Below are 24,089 nucleotides of genomic sequence, written 5' to 3'. Positions count from 1 at the left end.
GGCCCCGCGGGCGACGGCACAATCGCAGCCGCCCCGACCAACATGGACGGAGGACAAACATGACGCAAGCGATAACAGATCCCAAACAGGCCTCCGCCGCGCTGGCGGAGCTGTTCGAAACCCATAGTCACGTGGTCTTCTTTGGCGGTGCGGGCGTCTCCACGGCAAGCGGCATTCCCGATTTCCGCAGCGTGGACGGTCTGTATCACCAGCGGTTTTCCTATCCGCCCGAGACTATGCTCTCGCACAGCTTCTACGAGGCGCATCCGGCGGAGTTTTTCGACTTCTACCGGACCAAGATGATCGCGCTTGGCGCCAAGCCCAACTGCTGCCACACCAAGCTGGCCGAGCTGGAGCGTGCCGGCAAGCTCGACGCCGTGGTGACGCAAAACATCGATGGCCTGCATCAGGTGGCCGGTTCACGGCGCGTGTTTGAGCTGCATGGATCGGTCCATCGCAACATTTGCCAGTCGTGCGGCGCGGTCTACAGCGCCGAATGGATTTGCGCGCGCGAGCATGAGGATGCCGTGGGCGTGCCCGTGTGTCCTGCATGCGGCGGCCGCATCAAGCCCGATGTGGTCCTCTACGAAGAGCCGCTCGACGAGCGTGTGCTTACCGGCGCCGTTGCTGCCATCGCCGCAGCCGACGCCCTCGTCGTGGGCGGAACCTCGCTCGTAGTGTATCCGGCAGCGGGCCTCACGCGTTACTTTACTGGTGATACGCTGGCCATTTGCAATTTGGCGCCCACCGATCAGGATGCAAATGCCGACCTGCTGATTTCTTGCGACATCGCGGCCGCGTTTGCGTTCTAGCCCGCGCGCGCGGATACAATAGAAAGACTGATTGCAAAGCGACCCCGCCGCCAGCGCCCGAGCGCGGCGGCGTGGGCATTTTAGGAGGATGTTCATGGCGAACGACAGCAAGACATGGCGGTGCGGAAAGTACGAGCTCAGCTTTGACCGTCCGCGCATCATGGGCGTCCTCAACGTGACGCCCGATTCGTTTAGCGATGGCGGTGAGCACTTTGACCAGGATGCCGCTATCGAGTACGGCCTGGCGATGCTCGATGCCGGCGCCGACATCATCGACGTGGGCGGCGAGTCCACGCGCCCCGGCTTTACCCCGGTCAACCCCGACGAGGAGGCGCGTCGCGTGCTGCCCGTCGTGCGCGCGCTCGCCAAAGAGGGCGCCATCGTCTCGATCGATACGCGTCATGTGGCGGTTGCCAAGGCGGCTGTGCGCTGCGGTGCTTCGATTGTCAACGACGTGACGGGCTTCACCGATCCCAAGATGGTTGAGTTCGTTAAGACGAGCACCTGCGGCGTCATCGTAATGCACGCCGGCGAGGTCGCCGCACCCGCCCGCACGCACGCGACGGTGCAACTCGATACCTCGGCTGCGGCGTTTGTTGCCGAGAAGGCACGCGAAGCGGCTGCCGAGGCTGCGCGCGAGGCCGAGAAGCCGGCCCGTCGCCGTCGCGGCAAGTTGCTGGGCGAGCCCAAGGTTGAGGCCAAGCTTCCGGGCGGTGTGGTACAGCCCTCGCTGCCGTTTGGCGAATCGGAGCCCGCGCCCGAGTCCGAGCCGGAGACGCCGGCTGCCGAGCAAACTGCCCCTGTCGTCGCTGCGCCCGAGACCGTGCCCGCAGCTACCGAAGCCGCGCCGGAGCCCAATGACCACCTGGCCGCCATGATGCGCCGCAGTGCCCGCCGTGAGGAAGCCTATGTGCCCACCTCGCAGCTCCGCCGCTTTACCCTGCCCGATTCTGCGCCCATCATGCGCCGCGTCATGGGCTTTCTGTCCGACCAGGCCCGTACGCTCATTCATGCCGGCGTGTCGCGCGACCGTATCTGCATCGATCCCGGCCCGGGCTTTGGCAAGACGGCCAACGAAGACATCGTCATCCAGCGCGAGACCGCCAAGATGGCGTCGCTGGGCTATCCGCTCATGTGCGCCGTGTCGCGCAAGCGTTTTGTGGGCGCCGTCTCGGGCGTGACCGAGGCCGCCGCGCGCGATGCCGCCACGTTTGGCGTGTGCCTGGGCGCCATCCAGGCCGGTGCCAACATCGTGCGCGTGCACGACGTTGCGGGCTTTGCGCAGTTCCTGAACGGTTACTGGGCTGTCGCCAAGCCGCAGCCGCGTCGCGCGTTTGTGGCCGTGGGCTCCAACCTGGGGCATCGCTGCGACAACATCCGCGCCGCGCGCGACATGATCGCCGAGATCCCGCTCACCTGCGTGTCCAACTGCTCGCGCATCTACGAGAGCGAGCCGGCCTACGAGACGCGCCAGGACGCGTTTGCCAACGCCGTTATCGAGATCAAAACCGAGCTGGCGCCGCTGGTGCTGCTCGACGAGCTGCAGAAGATCGAGCTCGAGCTGGGTCGCGACCGTTCTAAGAAGGCCAAGGTCAACGGCCCGCGCACCATCGACTTGGACCTGCTGTGGATGGATGGCGAGACTCACGGCGGCAAAAAGCTGCGCCTGCCGCATCCGCTGATCGGCGAGCGCGACTTTGTGCTGGTGCCGCTCGAGGACCTGATGCACGACCCGGCGCGGTTCTTCCGCTACAACGGCGTCGAGGTCAAGGAGCCCGAGGATCGCGTGGGCCATATCGTGGGCGAATTGGGGCGTATGTAGATGATCGAGATGAATGCTGTTGCTGCCGGTACCGAGCTCGACGCGGCGCGTGACGCGGGCCGCGAGGGCATGTCCGCGGGCTGGTGCGCGTGGAGCGCGGGTGATGCATCGCTGACGTTTTCGCTGGTCGTGCGCCCCGATGTGAACATGCACGCCTTCCACGGCCTGCCGTTTGTGGCCGCAATGGGCATGATGGACGCGCTCACGGGCACGGCTGCAACGCCGGGCCTGGGCCTTGCCGGCAAGGTGGGCATCCAGTGGCCGAGTGACATCGTGTGCGGCGCGCCTGCGTTTGAGACGTCGCTCGCGCGCGTCGCCGTCAACGGCGGTGCCGGTGCTGCGGGCATGTTTGCCGCGGTGACGGTTGATGTTGAGCGTGCGGCGCTAGGCGAGCTCGGTGTGGATATGGGCGACGAGGCGCTGGTCGAGGCGCTGGTCGCGGCGGTGCTCGCTCGCGTTGACGCCTGGGCGGTTGCCGCCAACACACCACAGGGCGCTGCCGGCCCGCTGGCCCCGGTGCTGGGTGAGTACTTCGATATGGTGCCGCTGCTGGGTCGTCAGGTCGCGGCGGTGTCGCCCAACGGCCTGCCGCTCGCGGTCGGCGTGTTTGCGGGCTTGGACATCTGGGGCCGCGCGACCATTAAGACCGACGCCGGCGAGCAAGAGTTTCCGCCCGAGGCCGTGCGCGTTCGCGGCCTGTAGTGCAGGGCGCCCACAGCAAAAGATAACGACGACAACAAAGCCCTTCTCGGCTGTGCCGGGGAGGGTCTTGCTTGTCTGGGGAATGGGTTGTCAGCACCCTATTCCTCAAAACTGAAAATCTTTCGATTTTGAGGAATAGAATTAAGCCAGCTCGGCCTTTAACGAGGTATATTCGTTGCAGAGTCTATTCCTCAAAACTGAATAATTTTCGTTTTTGAGGAATAGCGATAGAAGACCGCAGGGAGGCACCAATGAAACTCATCAATAGAACGTCATATATGGACACGTTGACGAGCCTTATTGGCGTACCGGACATCAAGGTCATAACGGGCATTCGCCGTAGCGGTAAGTCAAAATTGCTCGAGGCCCTCCGCGATTACGTGGAGGCAAATCTGTCCAATTCGAATGTCATCCATATCAATTACAACCTCGACGAGTTCGAGGGCCTGCTCGAATATCATGCCCTGCTCGCCTATGTGAAAGAGCATCGAGTGCCCGGCAAGCAAAACTTCCTGCTTATCGACGAGGTTCAGATGTGCGACGGCTTTGAACGCGCGATCAACAGCCTCCATGCATCCGAGCAGTACGACATCTTCATCACCGGATCGAACGCCTTTTTGCTGTCGAGCGATCTGTCGACGCTCTTTACGGGGCGCACGTTCGAGATCGAGGTTTTCCCATTCTCGTTTGAGGAGTATCGCTTCTATGGCGACGAGGGTGAGGTCGATCGCGACTTCGATGAGTACGCGAGAACCGGGGGCATGTCCGGCTCTTACCCTTATCCACTGCAGGAGCAGCGCTATCAATATCTCTCCAATGTCTTCAAGACGCTCATCGTGAGGGATATCGTGCAGCGGCATAACGTGAGAAACGAATCGGCGCTGCTGCGCATTGCCGATTACATGATGGACAACGTATCCAACATAACGTCGGCACGCAACATTACGGATGTTTTGAACGCGGATGGGCTAAAGATAACGAACAAGACGGTCGGTGCGTACATGGGGTACCTGTGCGATGCGTTTGCCTTCTATAAAGTTCGTCGATATGACATTCGCGGCAAGAAATACCTTAAGAGCGGCGAGAAGTATTACCTGGCAGACCACGCGTTCAAATACGCACTGCTCGGTACACGCGATATGGACTGGGGTCGCGTGTACGAGAACATGGTGGCCATCGAGCTGCTGCGCCGCGGATATGAGGTATACGTTGGCGTACTCTATAAAAAGGAAATAGACTTTGTAGCAATCAAGCGAAGCGAGAAGCTCTACATTCAGGTGAGCGACGACATCAGCTCGGATAAGACATTTGAACGCGAGATTTCACCACTGCTGAGCATTGGCGACGCGTATCCCAAGATGATTCTCGCCCGCACGCATCACGAAGCCACGGACCGCAATGGGGTGCAGATCGTGGACCTGGCGAGGTGGTTGTGCGGCGAGGCTTAGCAAAAGGTCCTATTCCTCAAAACTGAAAAACTTTCGATTTTGAGGAATAGGACCGATGCGTTGCCTAGTTCGCCGCTCGCGCTCGACTTAAACCCCGCCTTACCCCAGCCTCTGCATGCGGCGGTAGATTTCGCAGATACCCTTGATGGTGAGCTGCCCGTCGACCACGTCGAAGGCGTCGGTCGAATCGGCGACGATGCTGGCGAGGCCGCCCGTGGCGATAACGGTGACGTCCTCGCGCCCCAGCTCGCGCTTCATGCGCGCGACCAGGCCCTCGGCCATGGCGGCGGCGCCCGTTACGGCGCCGACCTTGATGCACTCCTCGGTATCACGGCCGATGGCGTGCTCGGGCGCCTCGAGCGGAACGCTGGCGAGCTTGGCGGCTCGAGCGGCGAGCGCGTCCATCGAAATGCGGATGCCCGGCGCAATCGCTCCGCCAATGTAATAGCCGTCCTCGTCGATGACGTCGATATTGGTTGCGGTGCCAAAGTCCACCACGATCGCCGGGGCGCCGTAGAAGGTCTCGGCAGCGACGGCGTTGGCGATGCGGTCGGCGCCAACGGCTTGGGGGCGCGTCGCCCGCAGTTTGGTTACGGCCGCCGTCTGCGGCCCAATGACGATGGCGTCCGCGGCAATGCGGTCGGCCACGGCGTGCCATTCGCGCGAGAGCTGCGGCACCACGCCGGCAAAGGCGATTGCGTCGACCGCATCGAGCGAAAGGTCGTACATCTTAAAGAAGCCCATCAGGCGCACGTGGATCTCGTCGGCGGTATAAGAGCGGTCGGTGGGCATGCGCCACGACTGCACCAGCTCGTCTCCGTCAAACAGGCCCATGGCCGTCTGCGTGTTTCCCATATCGATAGCGAGCAGCATGTCTACTCCCGGTGTCGGCGTAAAAGGACGCGCACCATTGTATACGCGCCGCCGACGGCGCTCGACTGCGATTCGTTGACGGTGATATGGGCTGAGGAGTTTAAATATGAAGGAATTATGCTCTACGAGATTTTCCTTGCCGTTTACCGAACTCCCGAGTAATATTCTTTCTTGCGCACATGAGGCGTCCAGACATTGCGGGGTGGAGCAGTCTGGTAGCTCGCCGGGCTCATAACCCGGAGGTCGTAGGTTCAAATCCTGCCCCCGCGACCAAGAACTTGCAGCTCGTCGGCCTAGCCGGCGAGCTTTTTTGCTATTTCGGGACCGTGTTTTCGGTCCAATTCTCGGCCTCTCAAACAAAATCTCGATCTGTAACATCTAGACCCGATTTGGGCGGCTAGGTGTTACAGATCGAGATATACCGGTGGGTTGGGTCGTGTTTGTCTAAATCTGTAACACGAGGGACGGATTTCGCCGAGTTACTGTTACAGATTGAGATTTTCCGCCGGACAGTTGCCGCTTGTCTCGATCTGTAACAGGTAGGGGCCAAAAGTCGGTCTAGATGTTACAGATTGAGATGTTTGGTCGGACCGAATTTGTTCGTCTCGATTTGTAACATCTAAGGTCGTTTTTGGTCTGTAGGTGTTACAGATCGAGATTTTCCGACGGAGCGCTCCCGTTTGTCTCGATCTGTAACAGTTGCTCGGCAAAATGGGGTCTTACTGTTACAGATTGAGACAAACCGACGGGCCGTCCGCCCCATCCACCTGTCGCTCCCTGCTATCCGCCGATTTTCGTTGTGCTCCCGTGCTCCCGTGCCATATCCTTTAGACAACTACGCGGCACCATCGCCGCCGCGCCTACAAGAGAGGAATGTCCATGACCACACCTGCGTCCAAGCTGCTTCAACCCATTACGGTTGGCCCCCTTGAGCTCAAGAACCGCATTATGTTTCCGCCGCTGACCACCGGCTACGAGGAGCGCGACGGTTCCATCGGTGAGCGCAGCCTGGCTTTTTACGAGCGCCTGGCCCGCGGCGGCGTGAGCTACATCGTCATCGGCGACGTCGCTCCCGTCATGACCGCGAGCCCCACGCCCAAGCTGGCGACCGACGCTCAGATCCCCACGTTTAAGGCGCTGGCCGACGCCGTCCACAAGCACGGTGCCAAGGTCGCGCTGCAGCTGTTCCATCCCGAGTACGACGTGCCCGGTGTCGGCCGCATGGTCATGGGTTCCATGGCCGCCGCCAAGGCCGCGCAGGAGGCCAAGGCCGCCGGCGACGAGGAGACCTTTGCCGCCAAGATGGCCGAGTCCAACGAGATCCGCAAGCAGGCCTACGCCAAACTGCACCACGACATGCAGCACTTTGTGAACGAGGCCACCGTGGAGCAGCTCACCCAGATCAAGGAGGCTATCGCCGCCTCGGCCGCCCGCGCGCAGCAGGCCGGCATCGACGCCATCGAGGTCCACGGCGACCGTCTGGTGGGTTCTCTGTGCTCGGCCATCCTCAACCAGCGCACCGACGAGTACGGCGGCTCGTTCGAGAACCGCGTTCGCTATGCGCTCGAGGTCGTCGCCGCCATTAAGGAGGCCGCGCCGCAGCTGATGGTGGAGTACAAGCTCCCCGTGATTATGGAGAACCCCGACGGCACGCCGCGCGGCAAGGGCGGCCTGCAGCCCGACGAGGCCTGTGAGTTTGCCAAGCTGCTCGAGGGCGCGGGCATCGATATGATCCAGGTCGCGCAGGCAAACCACACCGGCAACATGGGCGACACCATTCCGCCCATGGGCGCCATGCCCTACAACTGGACGCTGCCCGTGGCCGAGCGCGTCAAGGCCCTGGTCTCCGTGCCGGTGGCAACCGTCGGCCGCGTTGTCTCGGTCGAGGCGGGCGAGAAGATCCTGGAAGACGGTTCGGCCGACATCGTCGCGTACGGCCGCTCGCTCATGTGCGACCCCGACATTGCGCTCAAGGCCGCCACGGGTGAGCCCATCCGCGAGTGCCTCAACTGCAACAAGGGTTGCGTCGATGCGATCCAAAACCGCCAGTACATCTCGTGCGTGCTCAATGCCGAGAACGGCGACGAGGCGACCATCGCCATTAAGCCCGGCGAGGGCGACAAGAAGATTGCCGTGGTGGGCGGCGGCATTGCCGGCCTGGAGGCCGCGCGTGTGGCGGCCAAGCGCGGCTACGACGTGACCGTCTACGAGGCGAGCGACCATCTGGGCGGCCAGATTGTGCTGGCGGCCGCGCCTCCGCGCAAGGACGAAATCATGCGCTCGGTCGAGTACTACGAGAAGATTCTGCCCGGCCTGGGCGTGAAGGTTGAGCTCAACCACACCGCTAGCCCCGCGGACCTCAACGCCGCCGACGCCGCGATTGTGGCCGTGGGCGCGCACGACGTGGTCATTCCCGTGCCCGGTGCCGATTCGGAGAAGGTCGTCTCGAGCTGGGACGTGCTGGCCGGCAAGGCGGAGCTTACGGGCCGCGTCGCCGTTATCGGCGGCGGCCTGGTGGGCACCGAGACTGCCGAGTACCTGCTGCAGAACGGCTGCGAGGTGGCGATTGTCGAGATGCTCGACAAGATTGCCGCAGGCGAGTCCGAGACCATTCTGCCGCTGATTATGAACGACTTTGCCGCCCACAACGTCGAGCAGCATGTTAAGACCCGCCTGACCGCCATTACCGACGAGGGCGTGGAGGCCATTCACACCACCGAGGACGGCACTGAGGAGCCGGTGAGGATCGCCTGCGATTACGTGGTGATGGCCGTGGGCTCCAAGGCCAACGCGTTTGACCTGGACGGCGTAACGGTGCCCGTGACCTGCGTGGGCGACTGCTCGGGCGAGCGCACCGCCGACATCGCGAGCGCCATTCGCACGGCGTATCACGCGGCCAACGAGCTCTAAGCAAGAAAGCTATCGCGTATTGAGTGGGCGGGGAGTGCCGTATCGGTGCTCCCCGCCTTTTTGCCAATGAGAGCGCCCCTGACCAGCGGGTTCAGAAAATCCGACTTCTTAGAACATGAAAATCCGAATTATATGAACACGAAAATCCGAATCGCAACCACCCGAAAATCCGAATTTGCTACAGTGGAATAGAAGAACCAGAAAGCAGGAACTGGAAATCTGCGGGGGTGGCTCATGGCGGGCGAGAGGCTACATCGGGACGGATACATCCCGCGTATCGTGGATGCGCAAATCGAACGCTACCTTCGCGTCTTTGGCGCGGTCGAGATTGCGGGCACCAAGTGGTGCGGCAAGACGTGGGCCGCGCTCGAGCACGGGGCGTCCGTCTCGTATGTCGACGAGAATCTCGACCTCGCGCGTGCCGACCCGGCGATGATGTTGCTGGGAGACCGTCCGCATATTATCGATGAGTGGCAGCGCGTTCCCCAGATTTGGGACTACGTTAGACACGAGGTTGACCGCACCCGGGGCACGCGCGGCGCCTATATCCTCACGGGTTCCGCCACGCCTGCGTTTGGCTCAAAGGCGGAGGCGCCCGCGCATAGTGGAGCCGGCCGCATCGGCCGCGTCCGCATGCACCCCATGACGTTTGCCGAGACAGGTGAGTCCAACGGCAAGGTGAGCCTGGCGGGCTTGTTTGAGCATCGTTTTGAGCCCTGCCGGTGCGATGGCGATACGCCGGGGCTTGTCGAAGCCGCCTGCCGCGGCGGCTGGCCCGAGGCGATCGATATGGTTTCGGCTGACGCCCAGCTCATCGCCCGCGAATATCTCAACACCACATTTTCGAGCAGCTTCCCGGCGGTCGGTCTCGACCCCGATATTGCTCGTCGAGTCTCCGCATCGATCGCGCGCAATCTGGGACAGGCAACCACGTATAAAACGATTCTTATGGATATGTTCGGTGCCGAGGAGGAACCCGCAGCGTTTGCCGACGAGACCAAGGTGCGTAGGTACCTGGATGCCCTCAAAGGCATGTTCATTCTCGAGGAGGTCCCCGGTTGGGTTCCCGCCGCGCGCGACAAACGGCGCTTTACCGTCAAGCCCAAGCGCTATCTGGCAGATCCGAGCCTTGCTTGCGCCTTGCTAGGTATGTCCTTGCAGGCGCTGCTTGCCGACTGGCAGACATTTGGTCTGGTGTTTGAGAATTTGGTCATACGCGACCTTTCGGTCTACGCACGTTCGCTCGACCTGCTGGATAGCACGCCCGTGCGCTATTATCGCGACGATTCGGGCCTTGAGTGCGATGCTATCGTGCAGCTAGCCGACGGACGGTGGGCCGCCTTTGAGATTAAGGTGAGTGAAGATAAAGCGAGCGCCGGCGTCGAGAGCCTCAAGCGCGTTCGCAAGAAGGTCTGTGGAAATCCTCGTTCACGCACACGCGAACCGGAGTTTATGGCCGTGATTGTGGGGGTGGGTGAGTACGCCCGCGAGGTCGAGGACGGTATCTACGTGATACCCGTGCGCGCGTTGGGGTGTTAAGGGGCGGCACGCCGTGTGCCCGCTGCCCGGTGCTGCGGATTGGTGCAAGTGGTCAGGTTTGTTTGCACCATGTCCTTGGCATATGGAAGAAGCTGCTATTCGTAATCTTTAAGACATCATTAAGGCTTGCGTTGTGGAACAAACCGCAGGTCAATGCTATTCTTTTACCTTATCGTATGGTGTTGTATTCTGCCTGAATTCTATGCCTACGAGCAATGGATAGAGCGCGACCGAGCGGAAAGGATGGCACGCCCGCTAGCAGGGCAAACGCAAATGATGAGTGGCATGGACCGACATAGCGAGCTCCAGCAGCACAAGACGGCGGCCGAGTATCGCCAAGCTGCCGACGAGCACGTGCGGACCCTCAAGGATTTCTGGAAGGATTTCCTGGTGAGCGGCCTGTTTGTGCTGGCCGCCATCGTTGCCATCTTTGCATGCCTGGCCTGGTTTGCCGCGAATAACCGAGTGAGTGCCACGGGGAGTACGATTGGGGCGAAGGGCCCGCGGTTTGTGCTCTCGGGAACGCAGGGCGGCACGGCAGGCAAGTACGACACTCGGGACAACTACGCATCGGACAGCACGAGCCTTGCCGTGAACAATCTTTTCAACCTCAATAACATGAGTGCCGATGGCAGCCTTTCTCCGGGGTCGGCCGGTCAGCTTCAGCTCAACGTCAGGCCGCTCTGCAATGACCTGCACGATATCACGGTGGAGATGACCTGGGAAATCTCTGTCCAGACGAGTGCTGTCGGCACGGGCTCCGCTGCGGATGCATCGAAAAACGAAGAGATCATCAACTCGCTTAAGAATCTGGTGCGCGGACACATTTTGGTTTTCCAGGGCAAAGACCCCTCTGGCTTTTACTCCGATCCGCTGGTTCCCACGACAACCACGGTGACCCAGGACGGAGCCAGCGTCACCGTCATTACGCAGAGCTTTACCATCCCGGCGTCGGACTTTTGCGCTGCGGACTCAAATAGCACGACAAGAACCGTACCCAAAACCCTCTACTGGATTTGGCCGGAGCAGTTTAAGAGCTATGTTCGCACGGGTAATGCCGGCTACGGCGGCAACCTTTTTGCAAGCACAGACGCCGGTTACACTGCCCTCGTCGGCGACATCAACAATAACCACGCGCGCTATTTCCGCGCCGATAGCACGAGCGTGCCAGGTCAGGCGCCCGGCAAGGTTCCGCCTGTCAAGGCCGGCATGTCTTCTGCAGATGTGGAAACCTGCGCCGGCTACTACAACAACGCCGACGAGGTTATCGGCAAAAACATCAAGTACATTCGCGTGCGCTTTACCGCCAAGGAGGCGGATAAATAAATGGACGAGCAGCTTAATGCCCGCGAGCAGGGCGATATCAAACACAACGAAGGAGCGGCAAACCCCGGCGGCAACGGGTTCGGCTCGCACGGCGAAGCGCGTCCGGCTGGCCGCATCGAGCGTATCAAGGCTTGGGTGAGCGGCCACCGTCGCGAATCCCTTGCCATCATGGGCTTGCTTGCCGTGCTTCTCGTGCTGCTGGGATTGACGCTCGGATGGTTCGTCGATGCCAATCGCGGCTCCACCGTCGGCAAGATCAAGGAGCCGGCAGAGCTCAAAGTGCTGGGCCCCAACGCTACGGCAACAGAGCAGATCGACCTGAGCTACAACCCCGAATACGGCGATACCAAGACTGGCAACACGGTGACGCTCAAGCGCGCGTTTTGCGTGCAAACGGGCGGTGACGGTTTTGAGCTGCAGCTTGCGAATACGACCAACATTACGGGTCTCACTATCGAGCTGTATAAAGCTGAGGATACGGGCCCAGGTGATGCTCCCGACGTGAGAGGCATTGCGGGCGGCAAGCCCTATAGCTGGAAAATGTATGAAACGGATCTGCTGAAGAGCTTCACGCCCATCGAAGACCCGGGCGAGGGCGCAAGCGACCCTACATTCAAGGACTATCAAAACGTCCAGCGCAACGCGCGTCCGCTCTACCGATACAAGAAATTCGGCAAAAGCGAACTCAACGCTAAGACGCTCGACGGCTCGACTGGCAACGACACGCTTAACTTCATCATCAAGCTTTCGTGGGACGAGAGCGCCAAAGAGACCGACGTGATCTACCTGATCGCGCGCAACACGAGCGGCAAGTAGGAGAGGGGGCGCACATGGAGAAGCAAGGGAAGCAGCAGGATGCCGAGCGCGAGCAGCTGGCAAAAAGCAAGAGCCTAGTCAAGAACAAGCTGGTTGTGGCGGCAATCGCACTTATTTGCGCCGTGGCGCTCGTGACGGGTGGCTGCTTTACCTATTCCGCCTACACCGCCAACGGATTTCTAAAGTCCGTCGCCGCAACGGGCACCGCGCAGAGCCTGTTTGCGAGCGATTTGCTCACGGGCTATATGAGTACGCCTAGCAACGACGACCTCGCCCGTGCCCAGCGCTCCGTTACGGTGTATCCCAGCAACGGGCAGTGCAACTTTACCTTTAGCATCTACAACTATTTGTTGAGCAACAGCAACTTCTGCAACGACAAAAATGTGACATACACCTTGACGGTCGAGGGGCATGGGCTCGATGGCACCACGTGGAGCTATTCGCCCCGGCCCGGTAACAGCGTCATGCTTCCGGAGAATCAACCTACCAAGAACGACTACACCGTGACGTTCCCTGAGGACAAGCTGGGACATGCCTACTTTGTGATTAAGGCCACGGTCGTATCGGAGAAGAGTCCCGGCACCGAGCTTACCTGCCTGGCGGCGAAAGTCGTGCCGTCAAAGAGGGCCGAGGTCAAGACCGCGGCGGTCGAGGGCGCGCTGGTCGATGAGGCTGGTAAGTTTACTGATTACGCTGCGTATAACTACCGCGTGACGGTCACGGGAGCACCGGCGAACGTCACGCTCACGTGGGGGGAGAACGTGGAGATCGACCCGTTCTTTGAGATCAACCATGGCGCGACGGTGGATGCTGCAGCTCGCAAGGCTACGTTCACCATGGAGCCGGGTTCGATGGTCGTCAACTTTTACCGAGCGGACGGCAAAACGCCCGGTGGCTGGGGTGACCTGGGCATTAGCGTGAGCGGAACTACCCTGACGGGCACGACGGAGACTCAATAACTCTGGAAGCGGAGTTTTTAGGATAAGAGGTACGGAATCGATGAGAACGGCAAAGCGCATACTCGCAGAGTTCATGACGGTGGTCATGGTGCTCCAAGCATGCTCGCCCACGGTGGTTGCTGTGGCGGCAGGCTGGCAGAACATCTCGAACGAGATTGCTGCCGCATCTGCGAAGGCGTTGGATACTGCCGAGGGCGGCGAGACCAACGGCGATGTCACGATCGGGTCTGGGTCGAGTGATACCGGTGCCGACAGCGACAGTGCTGGGGATGACGCGGCGAAGGATGACGCTGCAGCAGGCGATACCACCGATAGCGCCATGGGTTCCGATTCCACGGGCGACCAGACGGAAGGCGACGATGCCGCTGACGATGCCGCCGCTGACGACGCCGAGCAAGATGCCGATGATGCGACTTCGGAGGACGCTGAGGCCCAGGCGGGTGCGACGATCACGGATTTGAAAAAGCTTGTCGAGCTGCTCAAGGCTAATGGTGCGGAAAACATCGTGCTCAAAGAAGATAACAGTGGAATCAAAAGCCTCAATGTCAAGTCGTCGGAGGCGTTCGCCGCCCTGTCTAACGCCGACGCTTCGCTTTACTATGATGCGCAGATCAAGGTTATCATCACGGGCGATGCGAAGCTCACCGAGTCGGCTAATAACGGCATGTCTTTCCAGGGCTTTGGCAGCGATGAGCATCCGTTTGAAGGCAGGATCTATAGGTCGCTGAATGGCGCTGATAGTCCCGTCGAGCTCACGACTGATCGGACGGTTTTTAATAGCCTCAAGCTGACCGACCAAAACAATATGGTCAAGATGAAGTGGGTGGGCGCGACTAGCTATAGCGCGCCGATGGTCGCTTCGAAGGTCAGCGGTGCGGAAAACAGCGAAGAGAGTAAGACGCTTAACGCGTCGGTTGACATCGCGGGTCCCGTTGATAAGAAGGATGATACGACTTCCGTCTTGACGGCACCCCTCCTGGGTGAGACGACGGGCTATCTTGCTGCGAAAGTTACCTATAGCTTCACCGGTTCCCACAAGATTCTCAAGGTGAATGCGACGGGCAACATTGGCTTGATTGGTAACACGGTCGAAAGCGGGGCCTTGACGGTTGAGTCCGTCACGTTCCCCAACGATCTGGCCTCAGGCGGAACCGTCGAAACGAGCTCTGACAACGCTGGGCTGCTCGTAGGCGAAGTCAAGGACGGTGCGACTCTGAGCGTCGGCACCCTGACCAATGTTCCCGCCGCCACCGTCCAGTCCACGAGCGGCTTTGCCGGTGGCGTTGTAGGCCTCGTTGGCTCGAGTGCAGGTGCCATGGTCAACGTCACGGAGGCTCTCGACCTACACGCGCTCACCGTCAAGGGCACCACCGCCAGCGGCGGTTTTATCGGCAAGGCAGCCAACCTCACGCTTACCGTGGGTACGGATAACAGCGGAAAAGACGCCTCGGGCAATGCCATCACCATCAAGCCTGCACGCGCGGTTGGGTCATCATCGGCCGGCACGTATGCAGGTGGCCTTATCGGCGACGCCTCGTTTGCCGGCAAGTTCACCATCAATGGCGACATCTTCGACTTTGGCGAGGGCGTGGATCTCAGCGTATCCAACACGAGCGTCGCTCCTTCTGCCGGCGGACTGTTCGGCGAGCTCGACATCTCGAACGGCGATGTGACCGTCAGCGGCGGATCGTATACAAGTACGTTGCAAAACGGAACGGACAACAACAATAGCGTGCGCGGCAACTACGGCGGCTTGGTGGGCAAGCTGTGGGGCAGGAAGGATGGCGAGGCACTGCGTGCGTTCACGGTGCAGGATGGCGCCGCGGTGTCGTTTGGCGTGGGCTCCAACGGCAAGCTCACCTATGCGGGCGGCCTGGTAGGCTACCTTGGCGAAGGCAACGGGAGTCCCAACGAGTCTGCCGTGGTCATTGATGACGCAACGGTGACATGTGCAACATCGGGCTACGCCAGCAATAGTGGCAAGTATGGCGGTGCCGTGGGCGTCGTGGACACAAAAAACGTTCTAGAAGTGCGCGGCCTAAAGGTCGAAACCGCCGGCAACGCCACCATCGGCGGCTCGAACGGCGGCTTTGCCGGAGTCGTCGGATCGTCGTGGCGCGGCATCGTTAAGTTCAGCGGTGTCACCGATCTGTCGGACGCCAGATTCGCGGAAAACGACCACACCGCGCAGCTAGTCTATGAGAACTTCAACTCACTCATTTTTGCCGCGGGTAGCGGAAGCGACGGCGGTGCCACCGCAGGCGATATCACAAAATGGCAATACAAGCGCCCCACCACTCAGGTCAAGATTGATGACATCTACAGCTATGGTCAGGTCATTCGCCTGGGCAGTGGGCTGAGCAATGATCTCATCACCATCAACGATTCGCACCAGTGTATCTTTAAATCGAACCTCGTAAAAACTGGTGGTGCCTTTGTGCTGGCAGGCGTCGACGATTTCGCAAAGCTGGCGATCACCTGGCAAACGAGCGGGTACTTCTCCGCCGTGGAGGACGTTGCGGATGACAATTTCGCTCAGATTCCTTCGACGAACATCACGCTCTCTGCAGACATCAACCTTTCCGGCACAGGTCTTACCGGCCTTACCAAAGACCGACAGCCCAAAGAGCAAGCCGGCGTTAACGAGAACAACCACAGCTTTACCGCCACGCTCAACGGCAACGGTCACACCATAAGTCTGGCGGTGGGCGAGCCTTACGGCATGCGCGGCAATAGCGAGGTCAGTGCCACCAGTGATGGCAACGGCAAAATCTATCGCCACGGCCGCCTGGGCTTGTTCGCAGCAATCAACGGCGCAACTGTCTCCGACGTCACAATCGCCGGCTCTATGAAGTTCGATAACGGCGCGGCCATTGATGCCGGATCGCTTGCGGGCACCATTGCGGGCGGTCTGACGCTGTCTGGCGCAACGTGCAAAACGAATATCGCGTGCGATGATACGTTCGCTAACGATGTGAACATTAACGATGTGAACATTGGTGGTATTGCGGGCAGCGTGTCGACAGCTTCCACGGTTACGTTTGGGGGCAGCAGCAAGGCTCAAGCGACCATCGCTGCAACTAAAACGCTTAACGGCAATATTCGCATTGGCGGCGCCATCGGCTATGTGGGCGATTATGCCTCGACATTCAATGTTACGGGTCTCGAAGCCGGCGGCAAAATCGAAACCGGCAATTGCGCCAGCGGCAAGATTGCCCAAGTTGGTGGCCTTATCGGCTGCATCGCACAGGGTAAACAAGAAAACGTGACAAACAAGACCAATGTGGCGACCGTCAACATCGCAGGGTTGGTGTTCGATTCGTTCGCCATGAGCGTCGGCAAAAACGGCGATAAGCTCAATGGCGCGGGCGGTCTCTTGGGTTATAGCTGGGGCAACGCGGTCGTAACTATCGGAGATAACAGCGTTAACAAGGATGTAAACTCCTATGCTCTGAGAACAACCAAGGCCTCAATAACTGCGGAGAATTCCAAGGAGCTCGGCGGTCTTGTATACGCCGCTAGTGGCCACTGGGTCATCAACGACTATGCCATCGACCTTTCGGGTGCAACCATTAACGCGAGCAACGCCGAGATGTTGGGCTTGCTCGTCGGCCGTGGCAGCAGGGTAGCCGACGGAATATACGGTTCCGAGCCGTATGCGGGATTATATCTAGAAGATAAGGCTTATTGGGGTACTGCCTATAGGGTCGAAGGCATTCATGTTGCGGAAGCTAAGTCCATAAAGAAGTTTGATGAATGGGTTGGCGACGGCAGGAAGCCAGGCAGCAAGCTAATCGATGCCGAATGGAACACTGTCGTTTCACTTCACACCAAAGACGACGTTAATAATGGCAAGCTCGACATGAGCGGAAATCCGGGAAGCGATAACAGCTATCACAATCGAACGGATTTCGGCAACTCACGCAAAACCAACGCTTGGACGAGGTATTACTACAATCTTGACAAGGCGTATACGGTAGTAGGCAGCAACTCAAAAAATAGTAGTGCGAGCAGCTGGATGGACCGCCCGGAGTACTTGTTGCTTTGGTGTGCATGCCTGTATGCCCCGCCTGCAATTCAGGGCTATATCATTCCGGGAAATCGTGAGATTTTCAAAGGAAACAATATTGGTACGAACGGTTCCGAGGGCGTGGCTATCAACCTAGAGGGATACAGCTTCTACCCCACCAACCCCACCAGTAATTCCACGGTAACGGTAAAAAACGCAACCATTACGTTCCATTATTCCGATATTAAAGCTGAGCAAGAAGGCAATAAAAAGAATAACGAAGCCACGCAGCACGAGAATATGCACTGCGCTCTCATCCGAACTCACACGGGCGATCTTAAGGTTGAGAATGTCACGCTTGCTGGTACCGTGGGCTCTGTTGTGAGCGATTGGGGAAGCTCGTCTGGCGCGCTTGTGTGTCGCTATATCTACGGACCCGTCAAAAAAACCAATGTGGCACAAATCACGATAAACGGTTTAGTGCTCGATGGTCTTGCGGTCGATGGTGTGACGAACGCCACCCAATACGCTCCACTGCTAATCAACCAGATGCAGACCCTTGTAAACCTTGATGCGAAGAATATCTCGGTAACCGATTCGTACAATAACGGTACGAAAAAAAAGATTGCAGCTACAAGCTTGTTTGGCGAGCTCGGCGTGGGAGATAAGGCCAATCAGGTCATAGCGAAGTTTGAGAAAATAAGCTTGCCCAGCCAAACGGACAATTCGATTTTTACCCACGCGAGCCTGCTGGAGAGCTTTGGCTACGCGACCGGCGGCACGGGCTCGGCGGACTATACCTTTACAGCAGATGCCGCTCAAAATGACAAGGTGACCTACGGATCCGAAATTGATAGGAAAGGCACGGAGTACTCCGGCAAGCAGCTTTGGTATTACGATGAAGCGACGTATGGCACCCCTAACGGCTTGGTGAAGGCTGGGGATAAGACGGCGAATGTCGATGCCCCGGTGTTCGGTGACTATCTTCCTTATGTTTATAAGGGGAAGGCCACCGAGAGCAATGTCCAGTACCACGAAATAAAAGTCAACCAGCGTATTCCAAAGCTGATAACGGGATGTGGTACATATGGCGATCCGTATACCGTTAAGGACGCGACGGAGATGAACGCCATCGCCAACTACATCAACAATAGCGTGGCATTGGATGGCTGGGAAGTCACCATTGCCGCTGACCAGAGTGCGCTTTGCACTCGCCGCAGCGACCAATCGACCAACAATGAGGTTACGTACGTCTATAAGCAGGCAAACGGTACTGATAAAAAATGGGAGAGGAAGATCGGCGATAAGACCGATCCCGAGCAGACGCTGAGCGACGAAACCGTGCACCGCTATATACAGAGTGCGTATTACAGCATAGAGCCTGACAAAGATAGTAAGATTACCGTCGATGCGGCATCGTTTGGCGGGTTTGGCAACAAGGCCAATCCGTTCCGCGGTGTTATCGTTGGCGATCTGGGCGCCTCGACTGCAACAATTGAGATTGAAAACAACAAGGGCGAGCTTCGCGGCCTGGTTCCCTATAGCTATGGCAGCGTGGTACGCAACCTCAACATCAATTATGTGAACGAGTCGGCGGCGATTACTTATTCTGCCAAGGACGCCGACGGTGCCCCAACGGCGTTCTTTGGTGGCGTTATCGGCTGCATCCTTGGTGGCGATAACATTATCGATGGCGTGGTCGTAAATGGGGCGACGGCCGATAACCCCACAACTGGCTTTACGGTTACTGGTGGCGGAACTAAGTCACATCTTGTTCCCGTCGGCGGTTACGTTGGTGCCATTGCGGGCGGCGGTGTGATCTTCCGCAATATGTCAGGGACGTCTTGGCGCGCTGGAACCAGCGACAAGTCTCAGGGGCTTGGAACGGGCAACTTCCGGCAGTACGACAATCCCTACGTTGGCCGTGTGATTGATGGCTATGCCTTTAGCGAGGGCTGCAAAGTCGAAAACGGTAACGCTAGCTACAAGATCAACGAGCTCACAAACAAGGGAACCGCCTGCGTCACTACCACGGGCACCGACAACAAGTATATCGGCACTGATGCCGAGGCACCCGTGACCACGGTGGAAAACGCCCAGGGCCTTTTGGTGCTCTCGGCCATCATTAGCTCGGGTGCGGGTGCTGGAGCGGCACATACCGACTACGCTAATTATGGCGTGTTCCGCGGCTCCAAGGCGTACTGGGGCAGCGATAAGCAGGACCCGGCGATAAACGGCTACCTGTTTGGCAACAAGGAATATGGTAAGGTGCGAAATGCCAGCTACGACTGCGTGGGCAAGCCTGCGAGCGCTGCCGGCGATTTCGAAACCGCCAAAAACGATGACCAGAAGGCCCCGGGCAAACAGGGGTGGCACGGCCCGCTCGACCATGATGACGATGTAAATTCGCCCTACCTGGTGGCGTCCTACGCTGCCGACTACCAAACGGGCTACGTGTGCGCGTCGAAATCTATCGGCATGAGCCTGGAGTTCAAGGAAAATGCCACCTACGATATGACCGGCTACGGCACGGGATACGTGGGCCTTAGCGGCCGTTACTATTCCAATGCTTGCAGCTCGAACGAGGCGTCCACCGATCGCGACCGCATCACGCCGCACGTGGCAACGATCGACGGCAACGGGGCCACCATCACGGTAGGCGCCAAAGATGCCACTTACGGCGTCGTCGAATATGCCGATGACGACTATAAGGTCTCGGGCGTGGGCGGCCTATTCAGCACCGTGATGTTCACCTCAACCAATGTGGGGCAGAGCGTCACCGCGAATGACGGCGCTCAGGTCAAAGACCTTACCTTTAGTAACTGCAACGTATCGCTCACGTACAAAGACGCCAACGGTAGCATTGCCTCGGGACCGGCATCGAACGACCTCATCGGCACCGGCCTATTGGCGGGCGCAACGGCCAACTACGACGGCAACACGCGTGGCGTCTACCGCAACGTACAGATGAAGAACTGCACCGTGTTGGGCGCAAAGAGCGTAGGAGGGCTTCTTGGCAGCTCGGGCCGTACCAGCCGAAGGACGGATAACGACGTGACCTATATGGTCAATTTCGGCTCCGGCACGCAGGCGCCCGCGAATCTCTATGACTGCTCATACACTGGCCTTAGCGTCACGGGCGAGAAGTACGTTGGCGGCTATGTGGGTGCGATCGCCTCGCCGTGCAGCGTGTGGACAACCGCGGCCACGGGGGTATACGAGAAGACTATTGGCAAAAACTCGACCATAACCGCCACGGGAACAACACCCTACGTGGGCGGCGTGTTCGGTTATACCTCCAGTAACGTATCGGTGAACACCAAAATTGGCATCACGGAAGCCGTCGCATCGAGCACGGCAGTCATCTCTGGGGTAAATGTACTCGCCACCGGGTCGAACACCGATAAGTACATGGGCGCCGGCGGTGTGGTCGGAAGCGCCTATAGAGGCGTTATTTCTATAAGCAACGTGCGCATTGATGCCGGAGGCGATGCCAAGAGCGCCATCATCGGCGATGCCACCGGAACGAACAATAGCATCCGTAATGCGGGCGGCTTGATTGGCGAGGTCACGAGCAGTGGCAGCCCCAACACGTACTGGTTTGAGGACTGTAGCGTCGAGAATATCAACATTGCCGGCACCGACCAATGCTCGGGCGGACTTATCGGCTACTACTTCAGCAATGTGAACATAGCCTGCAACAATATCGCGATTGAGTGCGCCACGATCAAGGGCAGGTGGAGCGGCGGTCTACTTGGCGCGATTAACAGCGGTGCCGACGTCATCAACGTCACCAACACAAAGGTATCTAACACAACGTTTGGCGGAACCTCCAACGGCGGCATTGCGGGCGACGGACGCGGCCAGTTCCATCTGGTAAACGTGCTCATGGACAGCAATACCTACAAATTGGGCTCTAAGCAGGGCGTGCTCTTAGGCGAGGTTGACACAAACGGCTATAGCCTCTCCGCAGCGGGCGTGAACGTAAAGCTCGGCAACGGCAAGACCACGCGTGATCTGCCGCCGATGGTTTACACGACCAATACGGCCGCCGTAAACAGGAAGACCTACATCGCGTTCGGCGACTATAAGGACACGCTGCGCGCGCCCGACGAGGGCACCACGCTCTACGGTGCGGACGATACCGCTACCACGGCGGCAAGCCCGTACGTGACCACGAGCCCCGTAAGCACGCTGGCGGTGCGTGCCTCCGACAACGACACCACCGATCGCTACCTGTTTGGCGACGGCGCCACCATCGACACCGCGGCGACCGTCCAGAGCGAGGCAGGCACCGGTGTTGCCGATCGCTACACCTACACGAATATCGGCGGCATTAATGACAACGGCGCCTATCAAAATAAGTCGAGCTACGATGCCTCATCCGTGGCCAGTAAGTTCAATTCGAATAATGATACAAGCAGCAACCAAGCCACAACGGATTTCTCCGTTTTGGTGATCTCTGGCAACGACAACACTACGGTCAAGAGCTATCTAAACATCGTCACGAACGGCGGCTTCTCCGATGCCTGCAGATTGAATAACGAGAATGGCACCAATCCGCACGTGACGGCCAAAGCAGAGGTTTTCCAACTCAAGGACGGTGTGTTCGTTAAGGACGATGACGCGTCGAACAATCCCACGCTTCGCGTGGTGAACAACGGCAAGAACAACATGTCGTTTAGCCCAAGCTCCGATTGGGATAACGGCAAGGGTCGCTTTACGCTCCTGACCGTCACCTTTACCGAGGCGGGTCAGAGCTACAACGTTCAGGTGCCGATCATCGTTAAGCGCAAGCTCGAGATCGATTTCACTGCAACGTATGATTACGGCACTAAGTTTAAAGAAAGCGACTACGCTAACCTTGGAAAAGATGCACACGTGCTTACGAGCTTTGGCGAGCCGATGACGGGTCTGCTTACCTGGACATACAATTCTGCCAATGGGAAGGAAGTCGACTTTGGCTGGGACAGCTATATGGCTGCTGGCGGCTCGATGAAGGGGCTCGGTAAGAGCATCCTCTTCAATGGTGCCGACGGAAGGTTGCCCCAGGGCAGCCAGCTTGCGCTCATCGATGCGAACGTTGACGGCCGGGCCGGTGGCAGAGAGTATCACTATACGGTGGGCGAAGGCGGAGCAACGAGCGTTTCCCTGAGCGGAAACGACGGCTTTAAGGATTCTGCGGGCAATCCATATCAGGAGCGATGGCTGAGCGAGATTTTGGATGTGTCGGCCACACAGGATGGCGCCGGCACATGGACCGTGTGTGATAACGAGGCAGAGGCGACCGCTAAAGCGAAACTCGATGGCAAGTGGACGCTGTTTAAGGTTGCGGGTGCTGACGTTCCCAGCAACAGTCGCTATACGCTAGAGGTGCCTAAGGATAACGGCAAGGAGCAGCGTGCGTCGGAGAGCGTCTACCTAGTTGTCAACGTGCCCAAGTCGGGCGACGGCGTGACGCAAGCTAATATCAACGGTTTTACGGCTTCGTCTATTGACTCGAATTCTTCGGGTGCCCGCATATCTTGGAATCTGCATCATGTTTTACGCACCGATGGCAGCGACGATATTCAAAACAGTACGGCATCGACATACAGTATCTTGTCCAATTATGAGCAGAATGTAGTCGACAAAAAAGATGGGGCGTGCATTCCGGTTTCGAAGTCGGAGGACGGTGCCGCCTACGTTCTTTCTCTCGATGTCATGGATACGGTTACGTTTAGCCCGAGCCAATACTATACAGAGAGCGACCATCTGTTCTATCAGCTCGATACATCGCTGTGTCGCTATGGCGCCAACAACAACCTAATGGGAGTAAGCAGTTTCCCGAGCGGAACTTCGGCAATTGCGAAGTTCTATGTTGCCATCGGCGGTCAGAACTACTGGTGGAATGGCGGCGATTGGGAGCCGTGTGACGCTTCGATGCCTGCGTTCACGCAGACCGTGACGGATACAGGCGATGATTCGCTGAAGCTCACGCTCGACCATGACCTCGCCGGAATCCGCAAGATCGCAACGGACGGATCCTTTACCGTGCATACGGTGGTGGAAGAGATTCGCCTTACGCCGGACGGCTGCAACAAGGTTATCTCCCTGTCCAAGCAGTCTGGCGAGGACGCCTGTACCAAGATGTCCTATACTGCCAAGCTTTCGACGCGTAAGGAAGGCCTTAATACCTCGAGCCTGACGCAGACGAAGCCCGGTAACGTCGGGTACTATCGCATGGACACGGGTGATACGACCATTACGCTTTCTGCGCCAGATAAGTCGCAGCTTGGCATTAACGTGGACGACCTGCGTCCGATCGCGAATGGCACGATTGGTCTGGGTGCCACGTATGAACTGGGTGGACTCAGCAACGCCGCCGAGGCAATTGCGAACGCAGACTCTGTTGTGTACACGCTCTCGCTTCAGCGCCGCGGAACCGACGGCACGTATGAGAGCGTAACGGATGATATCTCAAACTACGTAACAGTGACGGAGAGTAAGCTTGCCGCGGTCGCTCCCTCCGGTAGCACGATCACCTTCACTGACTCGAAGGAGAACGGCAAGTTCAAAACGAAGAACGGTAATACGACGTTTAGCCTGCCCTTTACCGTTAAGGTCAACACGCAGGTTGAACAGCGTGAGCAGTTCTACGCGAACTATCGCTTGGTGATGACAGCGAGCCTGGTTAAGGGTGACGTGGCGAGCGCAACGCCTCAATCGCCCGACTATGTGACCTATACGCTCACGAGGGTGAACCTCAACGGCATCGACCACTAGTTCCGAAGCCAACTGGCTTCGCAAAGGGGGCGGCAACCACCCGGTTGCCGCCCCTTTTCTTGTTTCAAGACTTTAGTCTGCTGGCCGCGCAGCGGCCAGCTTTAAACC

Annotated in this window: 11 protein-coding genes and 1 tRNA gene; 11 read left to right on the top strand and 1 reads right to left on the bottom strand. The window is 58.7% G+C overall.

Annotated features, from left to right (window positions below):
* The first annotated feature begins 59 nt into the window (after positions 1–59).
* From DWY05_RS03155 to DWY05_RS03140, 4 genes are all read left to right on the top strand, one after another.
* On the top strand, positions 60–812 hold the full coding sequence (locus DWY05_RS03155; protein ID WP_117820665.1) for an NAD-dependent protein deacylase: 753 nt from the start codon (positions 60–62) through the stop codon (positions 810–812).
* A gap of 94 nt (positions 813–906) precedes the next feature.
* A complete protein-coding gene (gene folP / locus DWY05_RS03150) occupies positions 907–2,634 on the top strand; it encodes a dihydropteroate synthase (RefSeq protein WP_117820666.1) in 1,728 nt (575 codons plus the stop codon).
* Positions 2,635–3,336 carry a hypothetical protein gene (locus DWY05_RS03145; protein ID WP_117820667.1) on the top strand — a complete coding sequence of 234 codons (702 nt, stop codon included), beginning with the start codon at positions 2,635–2,637 and terminating at the stop codon, positions 3,334–3,336.
* Between the two features lie 251 nt (positions 3,337–3,587).
* The gene (locus DWY05_RS03140; protein WP_117820668.1) at positions 3,588–4,784 is read left to right on the top strand and encodes an ATP-binding protein; all 1,197 of its coding nucleotides are present in this window, start codon (positions 3,588–3,590) and stop codon (positions 4,782–4,784) included.
* Positions 4,785–4,883: 99 nt separating this feature from the next.
* Here the strand turns inward: DWY05_RS03140 and DWY05_RS03135 are convergent, their stop codons facing one another.
* A complete protein-coding gene (locus tag DWY05_RS03135) occupies positions 4,884–5,657 on the bottom strand; it encodes a type III pantothenate kinase (protein ID WP_117820669.1) in 774 nt (257 codons plus the stop codon).
* Between the two features lie 196 nt (positions 5,658–5,853).
* On the opposite strand from DWY05_RS03135, the gene DWY05_RS03130 reads away from it, so the two are divergent.
* From DWY05_RS03130 to DWY05_RS03100, 7 genes are all read left to right on the top strand, one after another.
* A tRNA-Met gene (locus DWY05_RS03130) sits at positions 5,854–5,930 on the top strand.
* Positions 5,931–6,536: 606 nt separating this feature from the next.
* On the top strand, positions 6,537–8,567 hold the full coding sequence (gene bilR / locus DWY05_RS03125) for a bilirubin reductase, long form (protein WP_233503986.1): 2,031 nt from the start codon (positions 6,537–6,539) through the stop codon (positions 8,565–8,567).
* Positions 8,568–8,801: 234 nt separating this feature from the next.
* Entirely contained in the window at positions 8,802–10,106 is a 1,305-nt protein-coding gene (locus tag DWY05_RS03120; protein ID WP_117759354.1) for an ATP-binding protein, read from the top strand.
* Between the two features lie 285 nt (positions 10,107–10,391).
* Positions 10,392–11,432, top strand: coding sequence for a hypothetical protein (locus DWY05_RS03115; RefSeq protein WP_147335200.1), 1,041 nt, complete (start codon positions 10,392–10,394; stop codon positions 11,430–11,432).
* Positions 11,433–12,248, top strand: coding sequence for a hypothetical protein (locus tag DWY05_RS03110; protein WP_117820672.1), 816 nt, complete (start codon positions 11,433–11,435; stop codon positions 12,246–12,248).
* A gap of 14 nt (positions 12,249–12,262) precedes the next feature.
* A complete protein-coding gene (locus tag DWY05_RS03105; RefSeq protein ID WP_117820673.1) occupies positions 12,263–13,207 on the top strand; it encodes a hypothetical protein in 945 nt (314 codons plus the stop codon).
* Positions 13,208–13,247: 40 nt separating this feature from the next.
* On the top strand, positions 13,248–23,981 hold the full coding sequence (locus tag DWY05_RS03100; RefSeq protein WP_117820674.1) for a hypothetical protein: 10,734 nt from the start codon (positions 13,248–13,250) through the stop codon (positions 23,979–23,981).
* Positions 23,982–24,089: the final 108 nt, after the last annotated feature.

Origin of the sequence: Collinsella sp. AF23-4AC, assembly GCF_003462685.1 — a bacterium.
In the GTDB taxonomy this organism is placed as follows: Bacteria; Actinomycetota; Coriobacteriia; order Coriobacteriales; family Coriobacteriaceae; genus Collinsella.
Note: the sequence above shows the minus strand (reverse complement) of the source record. Positions and strands in the feature narration are given on the sequence as shown.